The following is a 22,117-nucleotide window of genomic DNA, read 5'->3' on the forward strand; positions in this document are numbered from 1 at the left end:
TTACCTGCAGCCCGAATATGGCTGCTTTTCTTTTTAACAAAGGAGGAGATTTATGTTAAAACCAGCAAAACAACCTCATATCCGGCTAACCGCCCTTTTTCTTTGTGTCACGATGTTTCTTAGCACACTCTTTTTCAATGCCCATACCGCTTATGCTGCAGATGGAACCATTGATTATAAGGCAGGAGCCAAAATTCCATACGGGGACTATTATACTTCCCGCATGAGTTTTGATGGTAATAATACAGCTTATTGCGTTGAACCATTAAAGAAAACACCTGCTTCCGGACAATATCCTTATAATCTTTTAGGAAAGGATTCCCCGCTTAGAAAAGCACTCTACTATGTCAATGGTGGATACGGCTACGAAAAGCTCATAAAAGATCAATATTTCCAAGGATGGTCCGATGACAACTCTTATGTCATTGGTCATCTGGTCGTTTCCTATATCCACGCTGGAAATAACGGGGACACCGGTGCCTTCCATGGCGCACCTCAAAATTATATTGACAAAGCATTGGAAGTTGCCAACGCCATTGAAGGGCTTCCTGCCCCACCAGAATCCTTCCGTGCTTTTATCGTTCCTGGCAATGCTTCCCAAACTTTTGCAGGAAGCTGGTATCAGGTTCCAAACGGCTTTATCGAACTGCAGAAATCCTCTGCCAATACCGATATTTCCGATAAAAATGGCAATTACTCTTTAGAAGGAGCCAAATACGGAATCTACAAAGGGGAAGAACTGGTAGAAACTCTTGTTACCGATAAAAAAGGATATGCAAAATCCAAAGAACTGGCTGAAGGAAGTTACACCGTCAAAGAAATCAGTGCCCCAGAAGGATTTGCTATAGATACTTCCGCCCATAATGTTACGGTAAAAGCAGAAGGAACATCTACCGTAAAAGTAAAGGATATTCCTCAAAATAATCCCGTAAAACTGCTCCTTAAAAAGCTGGATGCTGACACACAGCAAAATTCTGCACAGGGAACCGGCTCTCTCGCCAATGCCGAATTTACAATAAAATTCTATACAGAGCAGTCAGCTACCGATCCCGGAGCAAATGGTAAGAAACCGGTTCGCACCTGGATATTGAAAACAGATGCCTCTGGAGAAATCCATTTTACAAAAGATTATTTGGTATCCGGGGATGAATTTTTCTATGCCAGTGATGGAAAGACCGTCTGCTTCCCACTGGGTACAGTAACCGTACAGGAAACCAAAGCCCCTGCCGGCTATCTTCCAAACGAATCTGTTTTCGTGCAGCAAATCACCAGTACCGGTACGGAAGAAACTATCTCTATTTATAACGCTTCTTCTGTCGAAGAACAGGTCTTCCGAGGCGGCGTCAAAATTCAGAAGCGGGATCTGGAAACTCAGGGAACACAAGCACAAGGAACCGCATCTCTTGCAGATGCCGAATTTACCATTACCACTCTGAACAAACAGCCAGTATGGGTAGGTGGAAAGCTCTATGAAAATGGTCAGGCAGTGCTTACAATCAAATCGGATACACATGGTATTGCTGCAAGTGCCGCTGATGCCCTGCCCCTTGGACATTACCGGATAGAAGAAACCAAAGCGCCTTCCGGATACCTAACCGATGGTGCAAAGGCTCTTGAATTTGACATCACCCAAAATGGAGAAATCGTAGATTTAACAACAGAAGAGACTTCTGTTTCTAACCAGATTATCCGTGGCGGTGTCAAAATCCAAAAACGGGATCTGGAAACAGGAGAAGCCAAACCACAGGGAAATGCTTCTTTAAAGGATGCAGAATTTACAATCACCAATCTTGGTCCAAATCCTGTTCTTGTGGATGGAACCCTTTACGAAAAAGATCAAGTAGTTCTCACTTTGAAGACAGATGAAAAGGGGCTTGCTTCCACCAAAAAAGATACGCTCCCTTATGGTCATTACCGGGTTGATGAGACAAAAGCACCGGAAGGTTATTTGAACGAGGGCAAACTCTCTCAGGAGTTTCATATCACAGAAAATGGGAAAATTTTGGATTTAACTGCAAAAGAAACAGCGATTTCCAATCAGGTAATCCGTGGCGATTTAGAATTCGTAAAGGTCTCTGACGGAGATTTAAACCGGCTGGCAAATGTCCCATTTTCCATTACCTCCAAAACTACAGGAGAAAGTCATACCATTGTAACAGACAAAAATGGCTATGCCAGTACTTCCTCAGAATGGAATAAGCACACTACAAATACCAATCGTGGGGAAACTTCTGAAGACGGAATCTGGTTTGGCGCTTCTAAACCTGATGATGCCAAAGGAGCCCTGATTTATGATACCTATATTTTGGAAGAACAACGCTGCGATTCCAATGAAGGTATGAACCTCTTAAAAATTGAGGTCTCTGTATACAAAAATCACGTAGTCGTGGATATGGGAACTTTAACGGATGATCAGATTACCATTGGAACTACTGCCCTTGACAAAGACAGCAACTCCCACTTTGCCAAACCAGAAGAAAAAATCACTCTGGTTGATACCGTAGAATACGAAGGCTTAAAGAAGGGACAGTCTTATAAGCTCATCGGTACACTGATGGATCAGGAATCCGGAAAGCCAATTGAAATAGATGGAAAACCTGTCACAGCAGAAACCACCTTCAAACCAAAAAAATCTTCTGGTTCTGCAAAAGTGACCTTTACGTTCAATGCCTCTTCTCTGAAGGGCAAAACAATCGTAGTATTTGAGGAACTGTACCAGGAGGATTTAAAACTGGCTGTTCATGCGGACATTACAGATCAGGATCAGACTATCTATTTCCCAGAAATCGGGACCACTGCAAAAGATAAGGAAACAGATATGAATCTTTCCCAAGCAGATAAAGAAGTTACCCTTGTAGATACGGTAGCTTACAAAAATCTTCTGCCCGGCGAAGAATATGTTATGACTGGAACCCTTATGGATAAAGAAACCGGAAAACCTGTCGAAATAGATAAGAAAGAGGTTACTGCCGAAACCACATTTACTCCTAAAGAATCCTCTGGAACGGTAGATGTGATTTTTTCTTTTGATGGGACCTCCCTTGCCGGAAAAACCGTAGTTGTTTTTGAATCTGCTACTTATGACGGCAAAGAATTTGCAACACACGCAGATCTTGAAGATAATGGGCAGACCATCTACTTCCCAGAAATCGCTACTACTGCAAAAGATAAAGCAGACGGAGATCATTTTACCAAAACCGATAAAGAGATTACCATCGTTGACACGGTTAAATATAGTAACCTAATTCCAGGAAAAGAGTATGCACTTACCGGTACCTTGATGGACAAAGAGACAAAAGAGCCTCTTCAGGCAGATGGTAAACCGATTACTGCCACTACGACCTTTACTCCTGAAGATGCCTCTGGCAGTATTGAACTTACCTTTACATTTGATGGCAGCATCCTGTCCGGCAAAACAATTGTTGTCTTTGAGTCTTTAACGTATCAGGAAAAAGAGATTGCTGTTCACGCCGATATAGAAGACCATGAACAGTCTATCTACTTCCCAGGAATTGGAACTACTGCGAAGGACAAAGCGGATGGGGATCAGGAAGCCGTTGCTACGAAAGAAGTAACCATCATTGACACCGTATCCTACCAAAATCTGATTCCGGATACTCCATACAAACTGGTCGGCACACTGATGGACAAAACAACCCAAAAGGAAGTTCTGATTGATGGAAAACCTGTCACGTCAGAAACAGAATTTACACCAAAGGATTCCAATGGTTCTGTCGAAGTCATCTTCACTTTTGATGGAAGCACATTGGCTGGTCATGATGTAGTCGTTTTTGAAAAACTTTTTTCCCTTGAAGGAGAAACAGCACTTGAAATTGCTTCCCATGAGGATCTGGACGATAAAGGACAGACGATAAAACTTACGGAAGTTCCAAAAGACACACCGGAACCTTCCAAACCAGTCAAGACTGGAGATGAAACAACCATTCTTCCTTATCTTTTACTGGCAGGTGCCGCACTCCTCTTTGCTGCCGGATTTGGTATTTTATATATCCGTAAGCGAAAAAAAGATAAGTAACTATCAATAAATATGCTCACAGGCAGCTTCTTACGGCTGCCTGCTATAAAGGTGATGAATATGGAACAATCTCGTTGTAATGCCGATGCCAAGCACATCCGGCATTTTTTAGATATTTGTGATGGAAATTGGCATTCCTGTATTTATGTTCGCTGCGTTTCCTGTAAAACCCCAGGTTATTGTAATGGCCCACACTTCTTATATCATCCAGATGAAAACGGCAGTCCTTGTATCCTGCCCATGGCAGATGCCCGTATGCTCTTCTCCCGCATACCGGAACCAACGGAATGCCTGTCCGCCATAACACTGGAACAGTTTCAGTCCTTATATGGACTCTACTTTGCAAAAGAAGCATTGACCGATAAGCCATGTCCTTGTTTTGCTTTACTGCGGCATCAGGAAGCATCCCATTATTACTGGTAAAAGGTTGCACTTTTGGTACTTTCTGCGTACAGGATAAGAAAGGAGGCGATTTTATGTTGAATTTCACTGCTATGATTCAAGGAATCGATACAATATTTACGAACTTAATTTTTATTCCTGCACTTTTAATCCTGTACCTGAAGTTTCGTCCGAGAAAGCCCTGGAGCAGACGCACCAGAAATCTGTATCGGCTATGTATAGCTCTGATTTCTGTTTATGTCATCCGGATTTTCTGTGCAGGGTTCATCTTTACACCAGTAAATTACTCACGTTTTGCAGACAGCGGTTTCTTTCCGCTTATCAAGGCACTGTTCTATTCTTAGATTTTCTGCCATTTTGTGCCATTTAGTCCGAATCTGGGAGTAGTTTCTATGCCCATCCTATGGGAATTCATCACCTGCTTTCTTACAATATACGTATAAAACACGTAAGCGAGGTGAATCTTTATGAAACAGAAACAAATCCGCTGCCCATACTGCGGCAGCATCGCAATTTTAAGGGATGCGTCCTATGTATATGGAAATAAAGCGAAAGATGGAAAACTCTATGTGTGCAGTCACTTCCCACAGTGTAATTCTTATGTAGGAGTTCATCCTGGCACTACCAATGCCAAAGGAAAACTGGCAAACAAAGAGCTTCGGCAAAAAAGGATCCAAGCACACCGGGTGTTTGACCAGATATGGCTAAACCACATCTTTACGAAATCGGAGGCTTACCGCTGGATTGCTGATAAATTCTGTCTGACTGCCAAGGAAGCACACATCGGAGAATTTAGCACTTATATGTGTGATCAACTAATTCTGGAATCCATGAAGATTCTGGAGAATAACCATATCCCTCTCAGGGCCATTGGTTGAAAGGGGGGATATGTATGATCATCCCGATGACAGATGATGAACGCCGATTGACAGAGGAGTACTTATATTTGGTACCTGAAATGGTAAAAAAATTGACTACTCGTTGTGCTTATGTCTCATACGATGAGCAGCAAGACCTTCTGCAAGCCGGAAACTTAGCTTTATGCAAAGCCGCCATGAACTATGACAACACCCGTCCCTTTGCAGTTTACGCCAGAGTTGCCATACGAAATGCCATTTACAGTTATTGGAGAAAACTGCAAAAAGAACGAAAATACACCTGTTCCATGTATGCATCTTCCGAATTTGACATGGAACCCCTGCTTGTAGACCAAAAAACCGAACTATGGCAGGAACAATGTATGAACCAGGAACCCATTTATAAGCACCTGCAGTCCTTAGAAGCGAGAAGCTGCAATACACTAAGAAAAGGAATACATGCCCTGCTCCTGCAGCAAAAAGGATATACCAACCAAGAAATTTCCAAACATTATGGTGTCCCAATGAATCATGTCCGGGCATGGCAAAGCAAAGCCCGGAAATACTTACAGCAGGATACCAAATTATATACTCTTTTATCTTGAAGGGAGAACGATTATGCTGACACTTTATACTGCAGTCGGAATCCTACGATTCCAGGATTCCATAAAGGAACATAAAACACCGACTGTTATCAATAACCGGCAGGAATACGGACTGACAGAAGAAGAATTCTTTCTGTGGAGCAGCCTCGCATTTCAAATCCGACAGATCCATGAATTGCAGTCTGCTTTTTCCGAACGCTTGAAAAAACATCACCGTTCGGAAAATATCCCCATTGAACCTTACCTGAATCGGCTGCTGCTTCGAGGACTGGTTGTAAAAGGGGATGGTTTAACTGGTGTGGATGCCCTGTACCGCCTCTTAGGAGAACTTTATATCAGCCCATTGCAGGACAGTTTTTCAGTACGGCTTTTTACCTGCATCTATCTCTGCATGAAGAAAAAACTGCACACAAAGGAACTGATCCATTATCTAAAAAAGCCGGCACGGACTGCTATAGAGGACACGGTACTCCAAATAGCAAAAAAAGTACAGATTTCTACGGCAGAGCTTGTAACCTGTGTAGAACAGGGCATCCATCCACAAAATACAGAGCAACTTTTGACGCAGCTCTATGAAACCTCGGATGCAACATTCCGTACCCTGGCACAGGATATCCAATTCACCCATGCCGGTTATCCTGTACTGGAAGCCATCAGTAATTTGTACCTCAATAAACAGATTGCATTTGAAAAATTATAGGAAGGAGCAAATTATGCCAAAACCATTTCTTAATAAGCTGATTGTCCATGGGGCAATCGGCTTTTTCTGTGTCCTATTTGGATGTATTTACGGATTTATAACAGACGACCAGATATTTCTCCTTATGAGTCTTTGCATCGGTGTTGGAACTGCCATACGAATTGTGAGTCTGCTACATACCATCAAGATGCATGACTATACCGAATTAACTGGAACCTGTACAAAACGTGAAGTCAGCCCACTTACCAAGAAACAGAAAATTATTTTCCGTTCCACTGACCAGAAAGAATATCACTTTACATTCGATAAAAATATCCGCCTTTTATCTGGACATTATTATCGCCTATATTTCCGGAATGTAGCAAACCTTTCGGGTGAAGAAAAGGTTACTCCGGATTTACTTGCGTATGAGGAATTATCCCTAAATGAAGATGTTTCCCCGAAGAACTCTTAGATTTCTTCTCTAAATACAATAGAAGTGGATATGCCACTTTCACATACCCACTTCTATTATGCTTTATAAGTTTTCCTTCTGCCGTCCCAGTGAAATGACAAAAACCACTCCGAACTACCACGTATTCTGTCTCAAGGATGACAGCATAACAGCAATCGCAGGGAATAATAATCTATTGTATTCCAGAAGACTCTTCAAAAAATGGACAGTGCTTTCACTTTCAGGGTTTCAAAATGCAGTAACCATATCTTTTATTTTTCTACTGTGACCAATTTTTTCATATTAAGGGCAACTTTATACTGACAGTGAAAATTCCCGCTTCATAATTCACTTGAATATCACCACTTATTTGTATTACTAGCTTTCTAGTAGCATACAATCCGATACCACTGCTTTTTGTCCTTGCTTCATCTTTTGTGTAAAACAAATCAAATATAGATTTTAATTCTTCATCACTAATATAATCAGAAGGATTGCTTATTTGTATATGACAATACTCGGATTCTCCCCACATGTAAAACATTATATCACCAGTACTATACTTTAAAGCATTATCTATTAAATTACATAAAATTCTAATTAATATTTTCTCTTGAGCAAGTATCCAAATGTTTCCATGTGGCAGTCTAATATCTAATTGTTCTGAGGCACGTTTTGAATTTTGAATATATTCCTTTAACAAAGAAGTGACTACCTCTGTAATATTGACTGATTTCATATCAACTTCGCTCTCTATTGCTTCACTCCAAAACAATAAATATAAATCGTCTACTAATTTTTTTAAATAATCCGCCTTTTTTTCAATATGTTCTATATAGCTATTAACAGGTTCATTCACATTTTTTTCTAATCTAATTAACTGCAAGTAACCAATAATAACAGTTAATGGAGTACGTAAATCGTGTGATAAATTTGCTACCATCTTTTTAAAATTTTTATCCTGTTTTTTTAGCTGATGTTCTTTTCGTTCATCTTCTTTAATTCGCTTGTTGATACTAAGTGCAAGGTTCTCAATATCTTTATCAAATACATTGACCGAGTAGATATGCTCATTATGTTCTATCCATTCTATAATTCTTCTAATTTCCCTCTTCAGATGAAAAATGTATAATATGCCTAATAATATAAACACTCCTGTTATTAAAAAGACAACTAGCAAACTTCATATCTCCTTATAATATTAGAATCTCATCACATGTATTCAAGATTGCATTATCATGTGAAACAATAATAATTATTTTATGATTTTTAATTTGATCGATCAACTGTAAAAATTGTTTTTTTCCACTCTCATCCATAGCTGAGGTAGGCTCATCAAAAATCATTACCTGACCGTCTTGCACTACTTGGCGAATAATTGCAATTTTTTGCTTTTCTCCACCGGAAATATTACTTGACTTTTCATTAATTTGCAAATCCCAATTATCTCTTTTCAAAATACTATCACCAAAGCAATCAACGGCTCTCTGTATACATTTTACATCAAGCTTTCGATATAAAGCAATATTATTATATATTGTATCTGCTATTAAAGTCGGCTCCTGTTCTGTTACACTGATTACATGTTCTCTTATATAATCCATATCTAAATTTCTCATTTCTGTATCGTTCCATATTATATTCCCTTGATATTCATCTACATACATACCCATTAAAATTTTAATAAGTGTACTTTTCCCACATCCGTTTTCTCCTTTCAATCCATAAACTTTCCCCTTTTTTAAGTTTGTAGAAAAACTTTTTATGGTTTCTTTCTGGTCATATGCAAAATTCAAATCCTGAATTCTAATTTGTTTGATTTCATTAAGTCTTATACACCCCTTAGACTGCTCCTTAATTTCTAAAATAGATTTTATACGTTCAAAGGATACATAAGCCTCTTGGTATTCTTGACCGTATGCCACTATTTCTTTTCCATATTCCAAAATCATATTAAAATATACTGAAATCATATAGAAATATCCTATTTGCATATCTCCAGTAAGTATCTTTTTTCCTCCAATCCAAAGTAAAATGCATACAGATATTGCCCCTACAATCCCTTCAAGATTTGCAAATGCCTGGATAGTCGCTTGTTGTTTAAATATAGATCGATATAATTTTTGATATGATGCTACTAACCTATTTGAAAAAAATGAACCCATACTATGTATTTTTATAAACTCTATTTTTTCTAATTGTTCCTGCAGTCTGGAGAAGAAATTGGATTTCTCCTCTTTCATTCCATAACTGCAATTATAAATACGCTTTTTGAAGCCAATATATATAAAAAAATAAAGTGCTAATAAAAACATTGTAACTATAAAAGCAATCGAATCCATTTTCCAAATCATAAATAAGATTATACCCGCTGAAAAAACTGAAAATATCAATTCAGTCAAGGAGCTGATGAAAAAAATAAGTACATCATTCGCATCATTGTTTATCCTTTGAGATAAGTACGATAAATCAGTTCTGCCAATTACGAGTGGCGAAACTTTTTTTAAATGATTTACAATTTCGAAATTTAATGAAAATGCTGCATTAGTCTGTATCCTTATATAAAGTATTTTATTGACATAGCAGACAATTTCCTTACCAACATACAATAACAGTAATAAAAATATGAATTTTAACATTGCTGAATATGTTGTTTCCACATTAAACATATTAATAAATTGTCCCATAGCAGCCGGTATAAATGTATTTAACCCGCACAGTATAATACCCAACAAAAAATATATCCCATATTCTATTTTATATTGAAAAACATATTTACTGCAAAATTTTATCATTCCAATTCTCCCTGCTATTTCATTGAGCCATTTCTTTCATCAGCTCCAACATCTCTTCTGCATTCCATTTTACTGAAGAACAAATCTTATTTTTATAAGCAGCACACCCACCATAACATACTGGAAAAAATGAACAATCTTTACATTCTTGATCCTTTACGACATCATAGGAAAGCCATTCTACAAATTTATTTGTAAGTTTGATTCCTTTTTCCAAATTACCGATACTTCGTTCACTATATCCAATATCATTCCAACATTTATACAACGCTCCATCTGGACCTATCACAAATGAATTTAAGCTAATTGCTCCACATACACCATAATTGCTCGGCTTAACACCTTGGTACATAAAGCCTCTCTTAATCCCTTCTTTATAAAACGCAATCTCTTCTTTTGCGTACTGTGGTCGTTCCATACATATATGATTATTACATACTCCATTAATATCATCTACTGGTGCTAAATAATAACCAACTCTACCTTTTAAACCATATCTTTCTAGCCAATCAAATATTTCTGTTGCTTCGTTTATATTTGTCTTGTCAACATTAATTCTTATCGAAATATTCAAAATATCCGCACATTCTCTTATATTGTCCAATATATGTTCGAAGGTAGGCTGATGATTATGGAGAATCCTTCTACTATCATGGGCTTGTTTTGAACCATCTAAAGTAACTTGAATATAGTGGATGTCCATGTCTTTTAATTTTTCAGCTACTCTTCTAGTCAATTTATAACCATTTGTGACCATATCCGCATTATATTTGCAACCAAGTGGCAAAACAGACTTTATCTTTTTGGTTAATTTTTCAATAGTTTCAATTGCCAATAATGGCTCCCCTCCATACCAAGATACCGTTAATTCATGTATATGCTGATATTTTTCTTTGAGCTGCGATGTTAATTGATCCTGAACAGTCTCAGACATAGTAATATATTCTCTCCCTTTTTCATAGCAATAGGGACAACAAAAATTACATGCCATAGTTGGGGCAATAGTTAATGTAAGATTTGAATCCGCAAACCTTTCTATTTTATTTCTTATAAGCAATTCTGCAAATTCATCTTTATCATCTTCAACTAGCATACCACCCTCTAATAATGCTGACTCTAAATCAGGCTTTGAACATTTTTTCCCTTCTTTCATTTCATAATATGATTTTTCATAATCAGTATCTAATTCCAGTATTGCAGATGTGACCGTATTGTAAATCAAACAACTTTTATCTTCTTTTTTCTCTATATTGTATCTTGATAATTTCATTATTATATCCTCTTTTCTTAATCTCTTGTTTTCACAGTGTTCTTTGCAATAATGAAAATGTGCCCAGCATATTGCTGAGCACATTTTCCTTTACTGACTACAAATATCTTTAGTAACGAATTACACATGTAGCCTTTTTAGATCCACAACCTTTATCATTGTAAACCCAGCAGATTCTTGTACTTTTGTCCTCTGATGCTTTGTTAATCCACTTCATTGCAATATCCTCCTGTAAAATATTTATTTATTTCAAAGTAGTAAGAGCTACTTGAAACACAAATTAAAGTTCTTGACGTTTCAATGCAAAATGCATTAAAACTATCCCCACCAGGCACGCACCCATACCATACATAATAGTTCCAACAACAATCCCATTTGTCATCCGATATCCACAAATATTATACATATAAGTGGTCGGGTTCATAACACAAAATGCTTTAAGAAGCACTGATTGATTTTGAAAATTCTCATATACCATAGGATAAGTAATCGCACCTGCAAAGAAATATACACATGATAAAGCTGCCACAATTCCTGTATTCTTTACTAAAACCGTAATCAAAACCGCCACAGCTTCCATTCCAATCATAGCTATCATATTTAAGGTAACCATTCCGATAAAAATCAAAAATTCCTCACCTTTATAATGAAAACCATACTTCCATGCTAATCCTAAGCCTAATGCAGTTTCCACAATATAATAGAGAATAAAAAAGTGAACATTTATCACCAGTAATTTACTTAAAAATAATTTGGTTCGATTTATCCCATATACGACAGAAGCTCTTATTGTTCCTTGATGAAATTCTGCAGATACCATTGTCGTAATATAGACAATTAATCCAATCCAAGAAAAAAAATTAATTGATAATGCAAATCTTGCGATTTCTGCAGCTTTTACATTATTCATGTCGTCTATGTAGCAAATCCAACCAATGCTATCTATATTTCTATAATCACCAAAAGTCATAAACAATGTATCATTTCCCACAACGAACGGTATAAAAAAAATAAATGCCATAAATACTAAAACCCACTTCGAGGCTCGCGAATATTTCATTTTATAGTACTCTGCTTTAAGCTGTCTCATTCGATTTCACCTCCGATAATAGATTTGTGTAATACTCTTCTAAGTCTTCTCCTTCATATCCTATTTTTTCTACACCAACTCCTCCATATACTAATTCTTTTGTTATATCAGAAATATTTTTATTATAACCAAATACCTTAATCACATTTCTTAAATAAACTTTTATTTGACTTTCTGGATACCTCTCATCTAAAATGCAACTAGCCTTTTCCACATTGTCTACTTCGATATGAACATGACGACGACATTTCTCATCTAATTCTTTATCTGTAATCTGTTGTAACATTTTTCCATGATGTATAAATCCATATACAGTTGCAAGTTGATGTAACTCTGGCAAAATATGACTGGATATAAGTATCGTTGTACCATCTTCTTCATTCATATTCTTTAAGACTTCTCGCACATATTTAATTTTGGTTGGATCTAAGCCATTTATTGGTTCATCTAAAATTAGCAACTGTGGGCGACCAAGCAATGCAATTGCAATTCCTAATCGCTGTTTCATCCCTAAAGAAAAAGCCTTCACTCTTTTATTTCCAGCGTCCTTTAAATCCATTATTTCCAGAACTTCATCAATACTACTTTTTCCTGGAATTCCTCGTTGAGTACGCTGGATTTCCAAATTTTGGCGTGCTGTCATGTCCATATACAAAGCTGGATTTTCAATTAAACATCCTATCTTATTTCTTTCATCTTCAAGATTTTTTTTACCAAATAAACTTATCTCACCTGAAGTCGGCTTTGTTAGTCCTGTAATAACTTTCATCAGGCTACTTTTTCCTGCACCATTTTCTCCAACCAGTCCATATATCTCGCCCGCTTTTATCGTAAGATTTACCTGATTAAGTACCATATTTTTTCCGTATGCTTTACAAATATCTTTTGCTTCCAATATTTTTTCGGGTTCTTTCATTCTAATCACTTCCCTCGTTTCTTAAATCCTATAATGATAATGATAATGTCTAATTCTAACATTTCTCTTAAATCAGTTCTTAAATTTCCATAAAATTATAAATTTATCTTTATATTTTCCCACTCGCCTATGAAACCTTCAAATTATTTAAAACAGTAACTTGTATGAAATTACAAATCATGTTAGTATTTTTACCATACCTATTACCAAAGGAGTTTATTATGATTGATATATTATTAGTAGAAGATGATAAAGAAATTTGCTTTATTCTTACAGAATTATTAAAAAGAAACCCTTACAATGTTTCAGCATATCACAATGGGATAGAAGCAATTGAAGCTCTTTCCTCTAAAAAATATGATTTAATGTTATTAGATTTGATGCTTCCCGATTTGCCTGGTGAAAAAATACTATTTCACCTAAAAAAACACAACAATTCTATTCCAGTTATTGTTATATCTGCCAAAAATCAGCCTGAGATTCGTATAAACCTTCTCCGATCCGGTGCAGATGATTATATAACTAAACCTTTTTATCATGAAGAAGTTCTCGCACGAATAGAAAGTGTTTTGCGCCGTTGCAGCGAAAGTCCCCAAACGGAATATTCCTTTAAAGATATTCGCATAAATGTGGATGATCACAAAGTACTTGTAAATAACACAGAGCTTACTCTGACTACTACCGAATATAACCTCTTACAGCTACTAATCAAACATCCAAAACAGACTTTTACAAAGGAATCTTTATATCAACTTATTTGGGGAAAAGATTATATTTCAGATGATAATACTCTCAATGTCCATATAAGCAAACTAAGAAAAAAACTAGAGCATATAGGAAACCAAGCCCCTTATATCGATACTGTATGGGGAATAGGTTATAAATTACACCGTTAGAATAAATTCACGCAAAAAATACCATTACAAAGATTAATCTGTAACGGTATTTTTTACCCTATTCACTTTTTTCATACTTTCAAACAACTAGGTATACCCTCAACAATTTTTTCAGGCACAAACACTTCATTAACTATCACATACGTCCAAGCACCATCTGAGTTATCCGTAGTTTTAGACACTACAATGGCTTAACTTCCACGCAGTATATATTAAATCTACGAATTACAAATGCAAAGACACAACTTCGAACCACTACATATTCCTTTCCAAGGTAACGGTGATTGTGGTCTATGAAAATCATTTGTATTTCAGCTGACCATAAAAAACACCGTTGCAGATTCACTCCCCCACAACGGCATCTTTCATTTTTTTTATTCGATTTTATCTTCTCCTGTTGCCTTTATAAATCTCATAACCTCATCAATGGTTTTCCCAGATGCTACCAAAGCCTTAAACAGCTCATCTTTCTGCTTCTCTTCTATCTCTTTTTGAATCTCTTTTGCTTTATGACGCAGTTCCTTTAAATCGGACTCTTTTGTACGAATCTCCTGTTCCACATACTCCAGTTGCTCTTCCAAAGATGTGTTTTCCAGTTTTTTTCGTCTTGCCATAATGCATCCTCCTAATAATTTTTCCTCATTCTACCACATTTTATCTACTCTGAAAAGGTAGTAGTGTTTTATGAAAATTTTATATCTATTTGGGATTATCCTCATAAAATACTACACTTCCAAGCATTTTGACACAAAAATTATTATTTCGAATCGCAAAATACTATATATGGTATTTTATCATTGACCTTCGCTATATCTTGTGTTACTATGATATTGTATTTAAGTTTTGTGTTATCCCTTTATAGGGTGTCTGGATACTATCTCCAGTACACATGCAGTTTAAGTTGGAAAATCGTGTCATTATAATGCCGTTTTATACGGTGCTATAATGGCACTTTTTTTATTTATCACTATTTTATCGCCCAAAGGGCAGAAAGGAGAATTTTTATGTCATCTATTATCATTGTAACAGGAAGGGTAACTGCCGATCCGGTTATGCAACAAGCAAAGAATTCCGGAACTGAATACATCAGTCTGGGGCTTGCTACCAACCAGAGAGGTCAAAGCGGAAAGGAAGAACCCATCTTCTATCAGTGTTACTGCAACAAGTTTCTTGCAGATCGACTGATAAAAGCCGGTGTCAAAAAATCAACGTGTCTCATGGTCTACGGAGATTTAGAACTCCATCCGTATATTCACCAGAAAGGCAATAATGCAGGTCAAGCAGCTATCACGCCGCAAATTATGGTAAAGGACTGGCAGTTCTTACCTGCGAATCGTAATGATACCAATGCAGCAACACCTGTACCGGGGAATCCAATGGTCGGAAATCCAAATGTTCCACCAGTACCAGCAAACGGTGCTACTTATAATGGAAACCCGGGAATGAATCCTTCCGGTACCGTGCCTACTGGCGCAATGCCAGTCAATAACAATATGATGCCACAGGCCGCACAACAGATGTCTTATGCTCCGGCAGGGGGATCGGCTTATGCACCACAGGGATTTACGGCTGGCAATGTATCTGGTGATGGATTTACCAATATTCCGGAAAATACACCACCACAGCAGCTTCCATTCCCGTAAATTATCAAAGATCCCTAAAATGAAGGAATTGCGACTTTCCAGTATCTACTGGTCTGCTGCAATTCCTTTTTCTATTGAAACAAACATGGAGGAAATGAAGTGAATACACAAAAGAAATTTCTTAAAGTTCTAAGTATGCTCACAATAATTTTGTTAATTGCAACTATATTCATACCAGGAAATGGAAATCGTAATGCAGTCGCAAGTATCGGAATCCTTGGCATCCTGCTGCTATTTCTTTCCACACTTCTTCCTAAAATCTATAAACTGACTCTAAACCTACTCAAGAACCAGGGCAAAACAAGCCCTTGGTCTTCTTTGAAATCATCTGAGCCAGTTTCCGAAACAGAAGAATTGCTTTGGAGACAAATCAGCTATCAGATTACCGACAAACTACAGGCTGCATTTCCAAATGCAACATGGGAATTCCAGAAGCCGCCATCCATGAAGCAGCTTCTTTGCGGAAATCCCATACGTCTGAGAACCTTTCATACGGAGGACTACAACTTTGCGGAAGCACGTATGAACCAATACGGATATCTGGAACTTCAAATGCTGACCATTGCCAGCCTCAAAAAGACTGTCACAGTTACCGATGAGGACGATGTTCCTTTTGCTGATCCGGAATCCTGGTATTCCTTAATTGGCAAGAAAAAACTGGAGAACCTTATCGGACAGCTCCATGCGAAAGGACACCATAAACTCTATATTAATGAAAACGGGCAAATTTACATCCAAAATGGTGATACAGCGGAAATCAAGGATTGTTTTGATTATTTCCCGCCACGAAACTATTGGGATATTCTCATTTCCATCTTCCAAAAAGATGAATTGACCGCAAAAGAAAAGGACCAGGCACTAGAATTATCCTGGATAAAAGAATAAAGGAGGAAATACTATGCCAAATACAAACTTTGTCCCTAACTGGACTTTTGAAAGAACGCTACCATCTCCATTTGACAGCTATTCCGGGAAAAGTGCAGTGATGAAAGACATCGCTTCCAAATACTGTAATCAGCCTAAAAAACGGGCTACTCTCCATTCTGCTACTTTGCAGGCAGTTTTTTCTTATATGAATTTGGAAAATCCACCTGCTGGAAAAGCAGAGGAAGAACTCGGAGCCATTGGAAGCCAGGCAAACAATTTTACAATCGCAGAATATCCAAGCCGTACCGGGTTGCTGCATGTAGTGGTCTACAACCGTATGACTGGGAAATTTATAGCCGGAAAGTATGAAAAACCTTTGGATCTGGACAGTAAACCAGAGCCATATCAGTTTAAAAAAGATGAAGATTCCGGAAGTGCTCTTTATTTTGCTTTAATGCCTACTTTCCTTTCAGATGACGAATTCAATGAAAAATATCAGGAATTAAAGCAACACCGTGATGACGGTTTTCCTGACCTGCCCAAAGCTGCAGAAACGGCTGCGGTTCTTTGTGATAACGTGTACCGCAGGATCCGTTATGGTGATTCCCTTCCTATCGGGAACATCAAAGTTGACACTCCTGCAAATGGCGTGCTCCAAAGACTTACACCACTGAATATCCAAAAAGGTGTTTATGCACCAACGGAAATTATCCAGGGTACCTTTCAGGTATTAAAAGGTGGACATCACTATACTGCTTCCGCCGTTTCAATTCCCAAAGAAGATTTTGTCGATAAATACATCCTGTCCAATTCTCGGACATTAACTCCCCAAGAAGAATCAACCGTTCCTATTCTCGAAGATTGGTATGTAATCCCAAAAGAAATCCAAAGAATATGCGAACATGCCAAATTAACAACTGACAGCAAGCAGCCTATGAGGAATTTTATGCTCCGTGGGCCTGCTGGAACGGGAAAGACCGAAGGTGCCAAAGCCATTGCTGCAGGACTTCACCTTCCTTACCGATGCATCACCTGCTCGGCAAATACAGAAATTTTTGACCTTCTTGGACAGATTTTACCTGATGTAGATGAAAAACAGCTTTCTTTGGTAGGGGAACTGCCCTCTTTTCAAGACATTACCCTCGATCCGGCTACTGCCTATGAAAAATTAACGGGTACTTATGATGAAAAGGTATCAGAAAATACAGTTTATGAAGAATTGATCCATCATATATCTGAGGAAATGAAGCAGAAACAAGCTGCTACCTCCAGCAGCCAACAGTTCCGCTATGTGGATACACCACTGGTTGAAGCCATCCGAAACGGCTATCTGGTAGAAATACAGGAGCCTACGGTGATTGCCAATCCTGGTGTACTGGTAGGACTTAATTCCCTATTGGACCGTTGTAACAGCGTATTTCTGCCAAACGGGGAAGTCATCCATCGGCATCCGGATACTACCATTATAGTCACAACTAATCATGACTATGCCGGCTGTCGTCCCATGAACCAGTCTGTCATTTCAAGGATGAATATGGTCATAGATATGGATGAACCGGATGAAGAGACCATGGTAGAGCGTGTTCTTGCTATTACCGGATGTTCCGATAAAAAATCAGTACGTACCATGACACAGATTGTACGTTCCATCGCACAGTATTGTCAGGATAACCTGATAACAGATGGCTGCTGTGGAGTCCGGGAATTAATTGCCTGGGTTCAGTCTTTTATGGTATGTGGCGATATACAGGAAGCTGCTCATTATACCATTTTATCTTCCGTCACTGCCGATTCTGAAAGCCGTATCGAAATTGAAGGTTCTTGCTTGGATACAGTTCTTGCATCATAACACACTATTGAGGAACACCTTTTATACCGAAGCCGAACTACGCAAAACTCTGGCAGAAAATCTCGTTTATTTAAGAAAATCCAAGCAGACGAAACTCTCTCAGAAAGCCGTAGCAAGACTTCTGCATCTACCGGAAAAAACAATTATGAACTATGAAAATGGGCATACGCTTCCATCTGCTTACGCCGTCTTTCGGTTAGCCCAGTATTACGGCTGTACAATGGAAGATCTCCTAACCCAAAATATGAAAAAGAAAGAAAGGTGAAAAAATTGAATAACACTCAAAAAGCTTTAAAAAGAATGATCCGGGATACGGAGTCAAAAATCACTGATGAAGAACTCTTTCTTTCATCGGCTTTCCAAAAATACCAAACATCTCTGGCGAAAGCGGCTACTGGCCGTTCTCGCTATGGACTTCAGGTGCTTATGGAATGGGACAGTTCTGAAAATGCAGACATCGCTTATACAGATAATTATAGAATTCACTGTAACGCCGCAAACTCGATAACCCAAAGCTTTCCTTCCCGATTTCTGCGGTCACAAAGCCTGACTGGTCTAACTGGACATGAAATCGGACATCTGCGTTACTCTGATTTTGCATCACTACAGCTTTATCTGACCAATATGGAAAATGGTTCCTTCTATCCAGAAGCACCAGACAATCTGCCTTCTGGATACAAGGCAAATCTGCAGGACATCTTAGATGCCATGGAAGAAAAAGATAACGCAACGTGTCTGACGCTATCCCGCTGTGCTGCACAGTATAATAATATACTGGAGGACATCTACATTGAAGCCCGGATGTGTGAAGAATATCCCGGAACTTTTAAGCAGGGAATACAGATCAATAATCTGCGGATGTCTGAATTGATTCCTTCTATACAGGAACAAATTGACTGTGGCTATCAGCCGTTTTCCATTATGAGCAATTTAATTTTGTCTTATTGCCGGACTGGTAATATAAATAACCGCACGAATTATTCTGGAGAATACACAGACACCCTTTCAGACTGCATGGATTATATTGACGATGCTTTAATTGCCACACAGGGGAAAGAACGCTTACGTGCTTCCAACTATCTTTTAGTACTTTGCTGGAACTATATTCAGCCTATGGTAGAGTTAACCAGAGAGTCTTTAAAAAAGCAGGATAGTACCCAAGTTGGCGATGCTCTGGAGGATCTGCTGCGGAAAGAATCAGGTAGCGGATCTCCTCTTCCAACTGGTAAAAACGGAGGAATCCCTAAAAACATTCCAGGTCCTACAGTAAAATCAAAAACTCCTATAACCTGTGACTTATCTGGTCTTGATCCAAATTACAGGCAAGATGCAATCAACCAGGCAGAAAAGGTACTGCAGGAAGAAGGAGGAAGAATTGAACTTGCTAAAACTACAGCAGTATTAGATGGAAATAATCCAGGAATCACATACGCATCACAGTATGCCGGTTCCGGTTATGAAAATGCAGCGAATGATCTTGCACGCATCCTAAATGATGTTGCTACGGAAAAAGCCCAAAATGATTATGAACAGGAATTAACAGAAGACTTGCAAAAATCGGCGGATGAAATACATTACGGAAATGCCCATGCAGGCATCCATGTAACAATCCACCGCATCAATCCAGTTTCCGACTTTTTTATCAAATCTTATCAAACAGTTGCTTCCCCTCTTTTGCGGACCTCCAAAAGGCTGCAAAGTTCCATTCTTCCTTTATTAAAAGAAGAGGCAGAAGGCGGGAAACAAAAAAACCTGTTATTTGGTAAAAGGCTGGATATGCGGGCTTTACACCGAAAGGACGGCGGTATCTTTACCAGAACCAGGCTTCCGGATGAAGAACAAAAACTTTCCGTGGGACTTTTGGTTGATGAAAGTGGTTCTATGGGCTGGGGAGATCGTATTACCCATGCCCGGAAAACTGCAATCGTGCTGTATGATTTCTGTATGAGCCTGGGAATTCCTATTACCATTTATGGGCATTCTACAGATTCTAAGGGGGTTGCTTTGTATTCCTATGCTGAATTTGATTCTCTGGATGCCTCTGACCGTTACCGGCTGATGGATATGTCTGCCCGTAATGGCAACCGGGATGGAGCTGCACTTCGTTATGTTGCGGAACACCTGGCAAAGCGTCCGGAATCACAAAAACTCCTCATCATAATCTCTGACGGACAGCCCGCAGATTGTGGGTACAGTGGTACGGAAGCAGAAGCAGATCTTCGTGGTATCAAGAATGAATATCGTAAACGTGGCATTGTGATCTTTGCTGCAGCAATTGGTGATGACAAAGAAAACATCCGCAGAATCTATCAGGATGGTTTTTTAGATATTACCAAATTAGAAGATTTGCCCAAAAATATGACACAGCTTGTAAAACAATATTTGAAATAGAAAGAAGGAAAACATACATGAGTGAAAATTATCAAAACTCAATTACAGATCAGATATGCAAAGTACAGACCAGTAAAAAATTAATTGCACTGTATGACCGTCTCCGCTACACAAGTTATAACAGCTATGCACAGCTTCATGCAAAAGGAGAATTTGAAGAAAATGGTCATAAAGTTCACTCCCTTATTGGAATCTCCATACAGGATTACTCTAGTGGTACCGGTGATAAAAATATTATCACCCGTTTTCATCTGGCACCCGAACAAATTCAATTTCTGCTGTCCAGAGTTACCGCTGGCTTTCCTGAATTTGAATGGTCGCAAAGCAAAATATTTGGTGTGCCGGATGGCAATGGCTATTCTACTGCACAACAGTTTTTTATTTCCCGCCACGTATATAACAACCAGCAGGAAATACTGACCAGCCCATGGAGAATTCAAATTAATAACGGAAAAGGTATCAAGAAAAAGAATCATAACGGCGGCACTTATATGCAGGCTCAAAGTTTTATCTCTGAAAAAAGTGCTTTTATCCAATTGACAGATATGGATTTTTATATGCTGTTAAAACGTGCTGATTCCTATATCGTAAATTGGGAAAACTACGTTGCATCCTTCCTGATTCAAAACGGCAAACAACAATTTAAAAAACAACAGGACGCACGAATGGCACAAAATATACAGCCGCATGAAATGTCTTCCTATATGCAAGAACAACCACAAGAACAATATCTGAATGGTATGTATGTCGCTTAAAGAATTTCAACAAAGAAGCAGCCGAAAAGACTGCTTCTTTTTATAAAGGAAAGGAGATTTCTATGGATTATGCCACAACACTAAATATTGACCAACAAGGGCGGATCATTATTCCTGCCAAAGTAAGAAAAGCCCTACAGCTTCATACAGGCGATGTATTGATGCTGGAAGCTGACACACGCAACATCTGTCTTCGTAAATGCGACTCCCATATCCCTATGGATATCCGGTTAGACAGTTTTCTGGATATTTTACATAGTAATGTCCCTTGCCGGATCCTGTTATGTAATGATTCCAAAATCATTGCTTCCAAGAATTATCATACAGCACTTAATATGCCTGTAACAGAAAGTATTCAAAGGCTTCTGCAACAGGGAAAGATGAAATTATTCTCTGAAAAGGAACGCATATACCCTACTATGACAGGAAAATATCCCATATCAGTCTTTTTCCCTATTTCTAAAAAAGACGAATTTGGTGAAACGTTGGGTCTTTTACTATGTGCAAAAAACCAACAGCCTTTCAGCGAAATGGATTTAGGCTGTGCCAAAATGACTGCGGCGGCGATTTCCCGCTACATCCAACAAAATTATGAAAGGAAGGTGACATAAA

Annotated in this window: 19 protein-coding genes; 13 read left to right on the forward strand and 6 right to left on the reverse strand. The window is 38.3% G+C overall.

Translation table 11 applies throughout. From position 1 onward, the window contains the following. Positions 1–52: 52 nt before the first annotated feature. The 5 genes from MUB35_RS25280 (at position 53) to MUB35_RS25300 (ending at position 7,054) form a co-directional block, all read left to right on the forward strand. Positions 53–4,036: a VaFE repeat-containing surface-anchored protein gene (locus tag MUB35_RS25280; RefSeq protein ID WP_117843970.1), complete on the forward strand. Its 3,984-nt coding sequence runs from the start codon at positions 53–55 to the stop codon at positions 4,034–4,036. Between the two features lie 869 nt (positions 4,037–4,905). Further along, positions 4,906–5,316 carry a zinc-finger-containing protein gene (locus MUB35_RS25285; RefSeq protein WP_004223692.1) on the forward strand — a complete coding sequence of 137 codons (411 nt, stop codon included), beginning with the start codon at positions 4,906–4,908 and terminating at the stop codon, positions 5,314–5,316. A gap of 14 nt (positions 5,317–5,330) precedes the next feature. Beyond that, positions 5,331–5,900 carry a sigma-70 family RNA polymerase sigma factor gene (locus MUB35_RS25290; RefSeq protein ID WP_054337558.1) on the forward strand — a complete coding sequence of 190 codons (570 nt, stop codon included), beginning with the start codon at positions 5,331–5,333 and terminating at the stop codon, positions 5,898–5,900. Positions 5,901–5,913: 13 nt separating this feature from the next. Then, on the forward strand, positions 5,914–6,600 hold the full coding sequence (locus tag MUB35_RS25295) for a hypothetical protein (RefSeq protein WP_004223695.1): 687 nt from the start codon (positions 5,914–5,916) through the stop codon (positions 6,598–6,600). A gap of 13 nt (positions 6,601–6,613) precedes the next feature. Next, on the forward strand, positions 6,614–7,054 hold the full coding sequence (locus tag MUB35_RS25300; RefSeq protein ID WP_025580278.1) for a hypothetical protein: 441 nt from the start codon (positions 6,614–6,616) through the stop codon (positions 7,052–7,054). A gap of 277 nt (positions 7,055–7,331) precedes the next feature. Here the strand turns inward: MUB35_RS25300 and MUB35_RS25305 are convergent, their stop codons facing one another. The 5 genes from MUB35_RS25305 to MUB35_RS25325 all read right to left on the reverse strand — a co-directional run bounded on the left by MUB35_RS25305 (position 7,332) and on the right by MUB35_RS25325 (position 13,104). Beyond that, complete coding sequence (locus MUB35_RS25305) at positions 7,332–8,213, reverse strand: sensor histidine kinase (RefSeq protein ID WP_179976650.1); 882 nt, start codon at positions 8,211–8,213, stop codon at positions 7,332–7,334. Positions 8,214–8,226: 13 nt separating this feature from the next. Continuing rightward, on the reverse strand, positions 8,227–9,828 hold the full coding sequence (locus MUB35_RS25310; RefSeq protein ID WP_117843968.1) for an ATP-binding cassette domain-containing protein: 1,602 nt from the start codon (positions 9,826–9,828) through the stop codon (positions 8,227–8,229). A gap of 19 nt (positions 9,829–9,847) precedes the next feature. Continuing rightward, positions 9,848–11,098, reverse strand: a complete 1,251-nt coding sequence (locus MUB35_RS25315) for a radical SAM/SPASM domain-containing protein (RefSeq protein WP_025580532.1) — start codon at positions 11,096–11,098, stop codon at positions 9,848–9,850. A gap of 280 nt (positions 11,099–11,378) precedes the next feature. Continuing rightward, positions 11,379–12,188, reverse strand: a complete 810-nt coding sequence (locus MUB35_RS25320) for an ABC transporter permease subunit (protein WP_054337552.1) — start codon at positions 12,186–12,188, stop codon at positions 11,379–11,381. After that, a complete protein-coding gene (locus MUB35_RS25325) occupies positions 12,175–13,104 on the reverse strand; it encodes an ABC transporter ATP-binding protein (RefSeq protein ID WP_015526838.1) in 930 nt (309 codons plus the stop codon). Before MUB35_RS25325 ends, MUB35_RS25320 begins: the two co-directional genes overlap by 14 nt. 221 nt (positions 13,105–13,325) lie before the next feature. On the opposite strand from MUB35_RS25325, the gene MUB35_RS25330 reads away from it, so the two are divergent. Further along, positions 13,326–14,000, forward strand: coding sequence for a response regulator transcription factor (locus tag MUB35_RS25330; RefSeq protein WP_226824569.1), 675 nt, complete (start codon positions 13,326–13,328; stop codon positions 13,998–14,000). 374 nt (positions 14,001–14,374) lie between these two features. Here the strand turns inward: MUB35_RS25330 and MUB35_RS25335 are convergent, their stop codons facing one another. Next, a complete protein-coding gene (locus MUB35_RS25335) occupies positions 14,375–14,614 on the reverse strand; it encodes a hypothetical protein (RefSeq protein ID WP_025580526.1) in 240 nt (79 codons plus the stop codon). 390 nt (positions 14,615–15,004) lie between these two features. Between MUB35_RS25335 and MUB35_RS25340 the strand changes: the two genes are divergently transcribed. The 7 genes from MUB35_RS25340 (at position 15,005) to MUB35_RS25370 (ending at position 22,116) form a co-directional block, all read left to right on the forward strand. Further along, the gene (locus MUB35_RS25340; RefSeq protein ID WP_015526835.1) at positions 15,005–15,643 is read left to right on the forward strand and encodes a single-stranded DNA-binding protein; all 639 of its coding nucleotides are present in this window, start codon (positions 15,005–15,007) and stop codon (positions 15,641–15,643) included. Between the two features lie 99 nt (positions 15,644–15,742). Continuing rightward, a complete protein-coding gene (locus MUB35_RS25345; RefSeq protein ID WP_055151549.1) occupies positions 15,743–16,528 on the forward strand; it encodes a hypothetical protein in 786 nt (261 codons plus the stop codon). 13 nt (positions 16,529–16,541) lie between these two features. Then, positions 16,542–18,359, forward strand: a complete 1,818-nt coding sequence (locus tag MUB35_RS25350; RefSeq protein ID WP_015526834.1) for an AAA family ATPase — start codon at positions 16,542–16,544, stop codon at positions 18,357–18,359. Further along, positions 18,247–18,624 (forward strand): helix-turn-helix domain-containing protein, encoded by a 378-nt coding sequence (locus tag MUB35_RS25355; protein WP_225084396.1) that lies wholly within the window; start codon positions 18,247–18,249, stop codon positions 18,622–18,624. The genes MUB35_RS25350 and MUB35_RS25355 overlap by 113 nt, the downstream gene beginning before the upstream one ends. Next, complete coding sequence (locus MUB35_RS25360; protein WP_117843966.1) at positions 18,621–20,750, forward strand: vWA domain-containing protein; 2,130 nt, start codon at positions 18,621–18,623, stop codon at positions 20,748–20,750. Before MUB35_RS25355 ends, MUB35_RS25360 begins: the two co-directional genes overlap by 4 nt. Before the next feature lie 17 nt (positions 20,751–20,767). After that, positions 20,768–21,505: a hypothetical protein gene (locus MUB35_RS25365; RefSeq protein WP_054337547.1), complete on the forward strand. Its 738-nt coding sequence runs from the start codon at positions 20,768–20,770 to the stop codon at positions 21,503–21,505. A 62-nt stretch (positions 21,506–21,567) separates the two neighbouring features. Beyond that, positions 21,568–22,116 carry an AbrB/MazE/SpoVT family DNA-binding domain-containing protein gene (locus tag MUB35_RS25370; protein ID WP_055151554.1) on the forward strand — a complete coding sequence of 183 codons (549 nt, stop codon included), beginning with the start codon at positions 21,568–21,570 and terminating at the stop codon, positions 22,114–22,116. Position 22,117 lies beyond the last annotated feature (1 nt).

The sequence above is a fragment of the Blautia sp. NSJ-175 genome, assembly GCF_022867815.1.
Lineage (GTDB): Bacteria > Bacillota > Clostridia > Lachnospirales > Lachnospiraceae > Blautia > Blautia celeris.

What these genes read in the sequence shown, in the direction of transcription:
- MUB35_RS25280 (WP_117843970.1), top strand. Translation starts at nt 53, where the DNA reads ATGTTAAAACCAGCAAAACAACCTCATATCCGGCTAACCGCCCTTTTT.
- MUB35_RS25285 (WP_004223692.1), top strand. Translation starts at nt 4,906, where the DNA reads ATGAAACAGAAACAAATCCGCTGCCCATACTGCGGCAGCATCGCAATT.
- MUB35_RS25290 (WP_054337558.1), top strand. Translation starts at nt 5,331, where the DNA reads ATGATCATCCCGATGACAGATGATGAACGCCGATTGACAGAGGAGTAC.
- MUB35_RS25295 (WP_004223695.1), top strand. Translation starts at nt 5,914, where the DNA reads ATGCTGACACTTTATACTGCAGTCGGAATCCTACGATTCCAGGATTCC.
- MUB35_RS25300 (WP_025580278.1), top strand. Translation starts at nt 6,614, where the DNA reads ATGCCAAAACCATTTCTTAATAAGCTGATTGTCCATGGGGCAATCGGC.
- MUB35_RS25310 (WP_117843968.1), bottom strand. Translation starts at nt 9,828, where the DNA reads ATGATAAAATTTTGCAGTAAATATGTTTTTCAATATAAAATAGAATAT.
- MUB35_RS25315 (WP_025580532.1), bottom strand. Translation starts at nt 11,098, where the DNA reads ATGAAATTATCAAGATACAATATAGAGAAAAAAGAAGATAAAAGTTGT.
- MUB35_RS25320 (WP_054337552.1), bottom strand. Translation starts at nt 12,188, where the DNA reads ATGAGACAGCTTAAAGCAGAGTACTATAAAATGAAATATTCGCGAGCC.
- MUB35_RS25325 (WP_015526838.1), bottom strand. Translation starts at nt 13,104, where the DNA reads ATGAAAGAACCCGAAAAAATATTGGAAGCAAAAGATATTTGTAAAGCA.
- MUB35_RS25330 (WP_226824569.1), top strand. Translation starts at nt 13,326, where the DNA reads ATGATTGATATATTATTAGTAGAAGATGATAAAGAAATTTGCTTTATT.
- MUB35_RS25335 (WP_025580526.1), bottom strand. Translation starts at nt 14,614, where the DNA reads ATGGCAAGACGAAAAAAACTGGAAAACACATCTTTGGAAGAGCAACTG.
- MUB35_RS25340 (WP_015526835.1), top strand. Translation starts at nt 15,005, where the DNA reads ATGTCATCTATTATCATTGTAACAGGAAGGGTAACTGCCGATCCGGTT.
- MUB35_RS25350 (WP_015526834.1), top strand. Translation starts at nt 16,542, where the DNA reads ATGCCAAATACAAACTTTGTCCCTAACTGGACTTTTGAAAGAACGCTA.
- MUB35_RS25365 (WP_054337547.1), top strand. Translation starts at nt 20,768, where the DNA reads ATGAGTGAAAATTATCAAAACTCAATTACAGATCAGATATGCAAAGTA.
- MUB35_RS25370 (WP_055151554.1), top strand. Translation starts at nt 21,568, where the DNA reads ATGGATTATGCCACAACACTAAATATTGACCAACAAGGGCGGATCATT.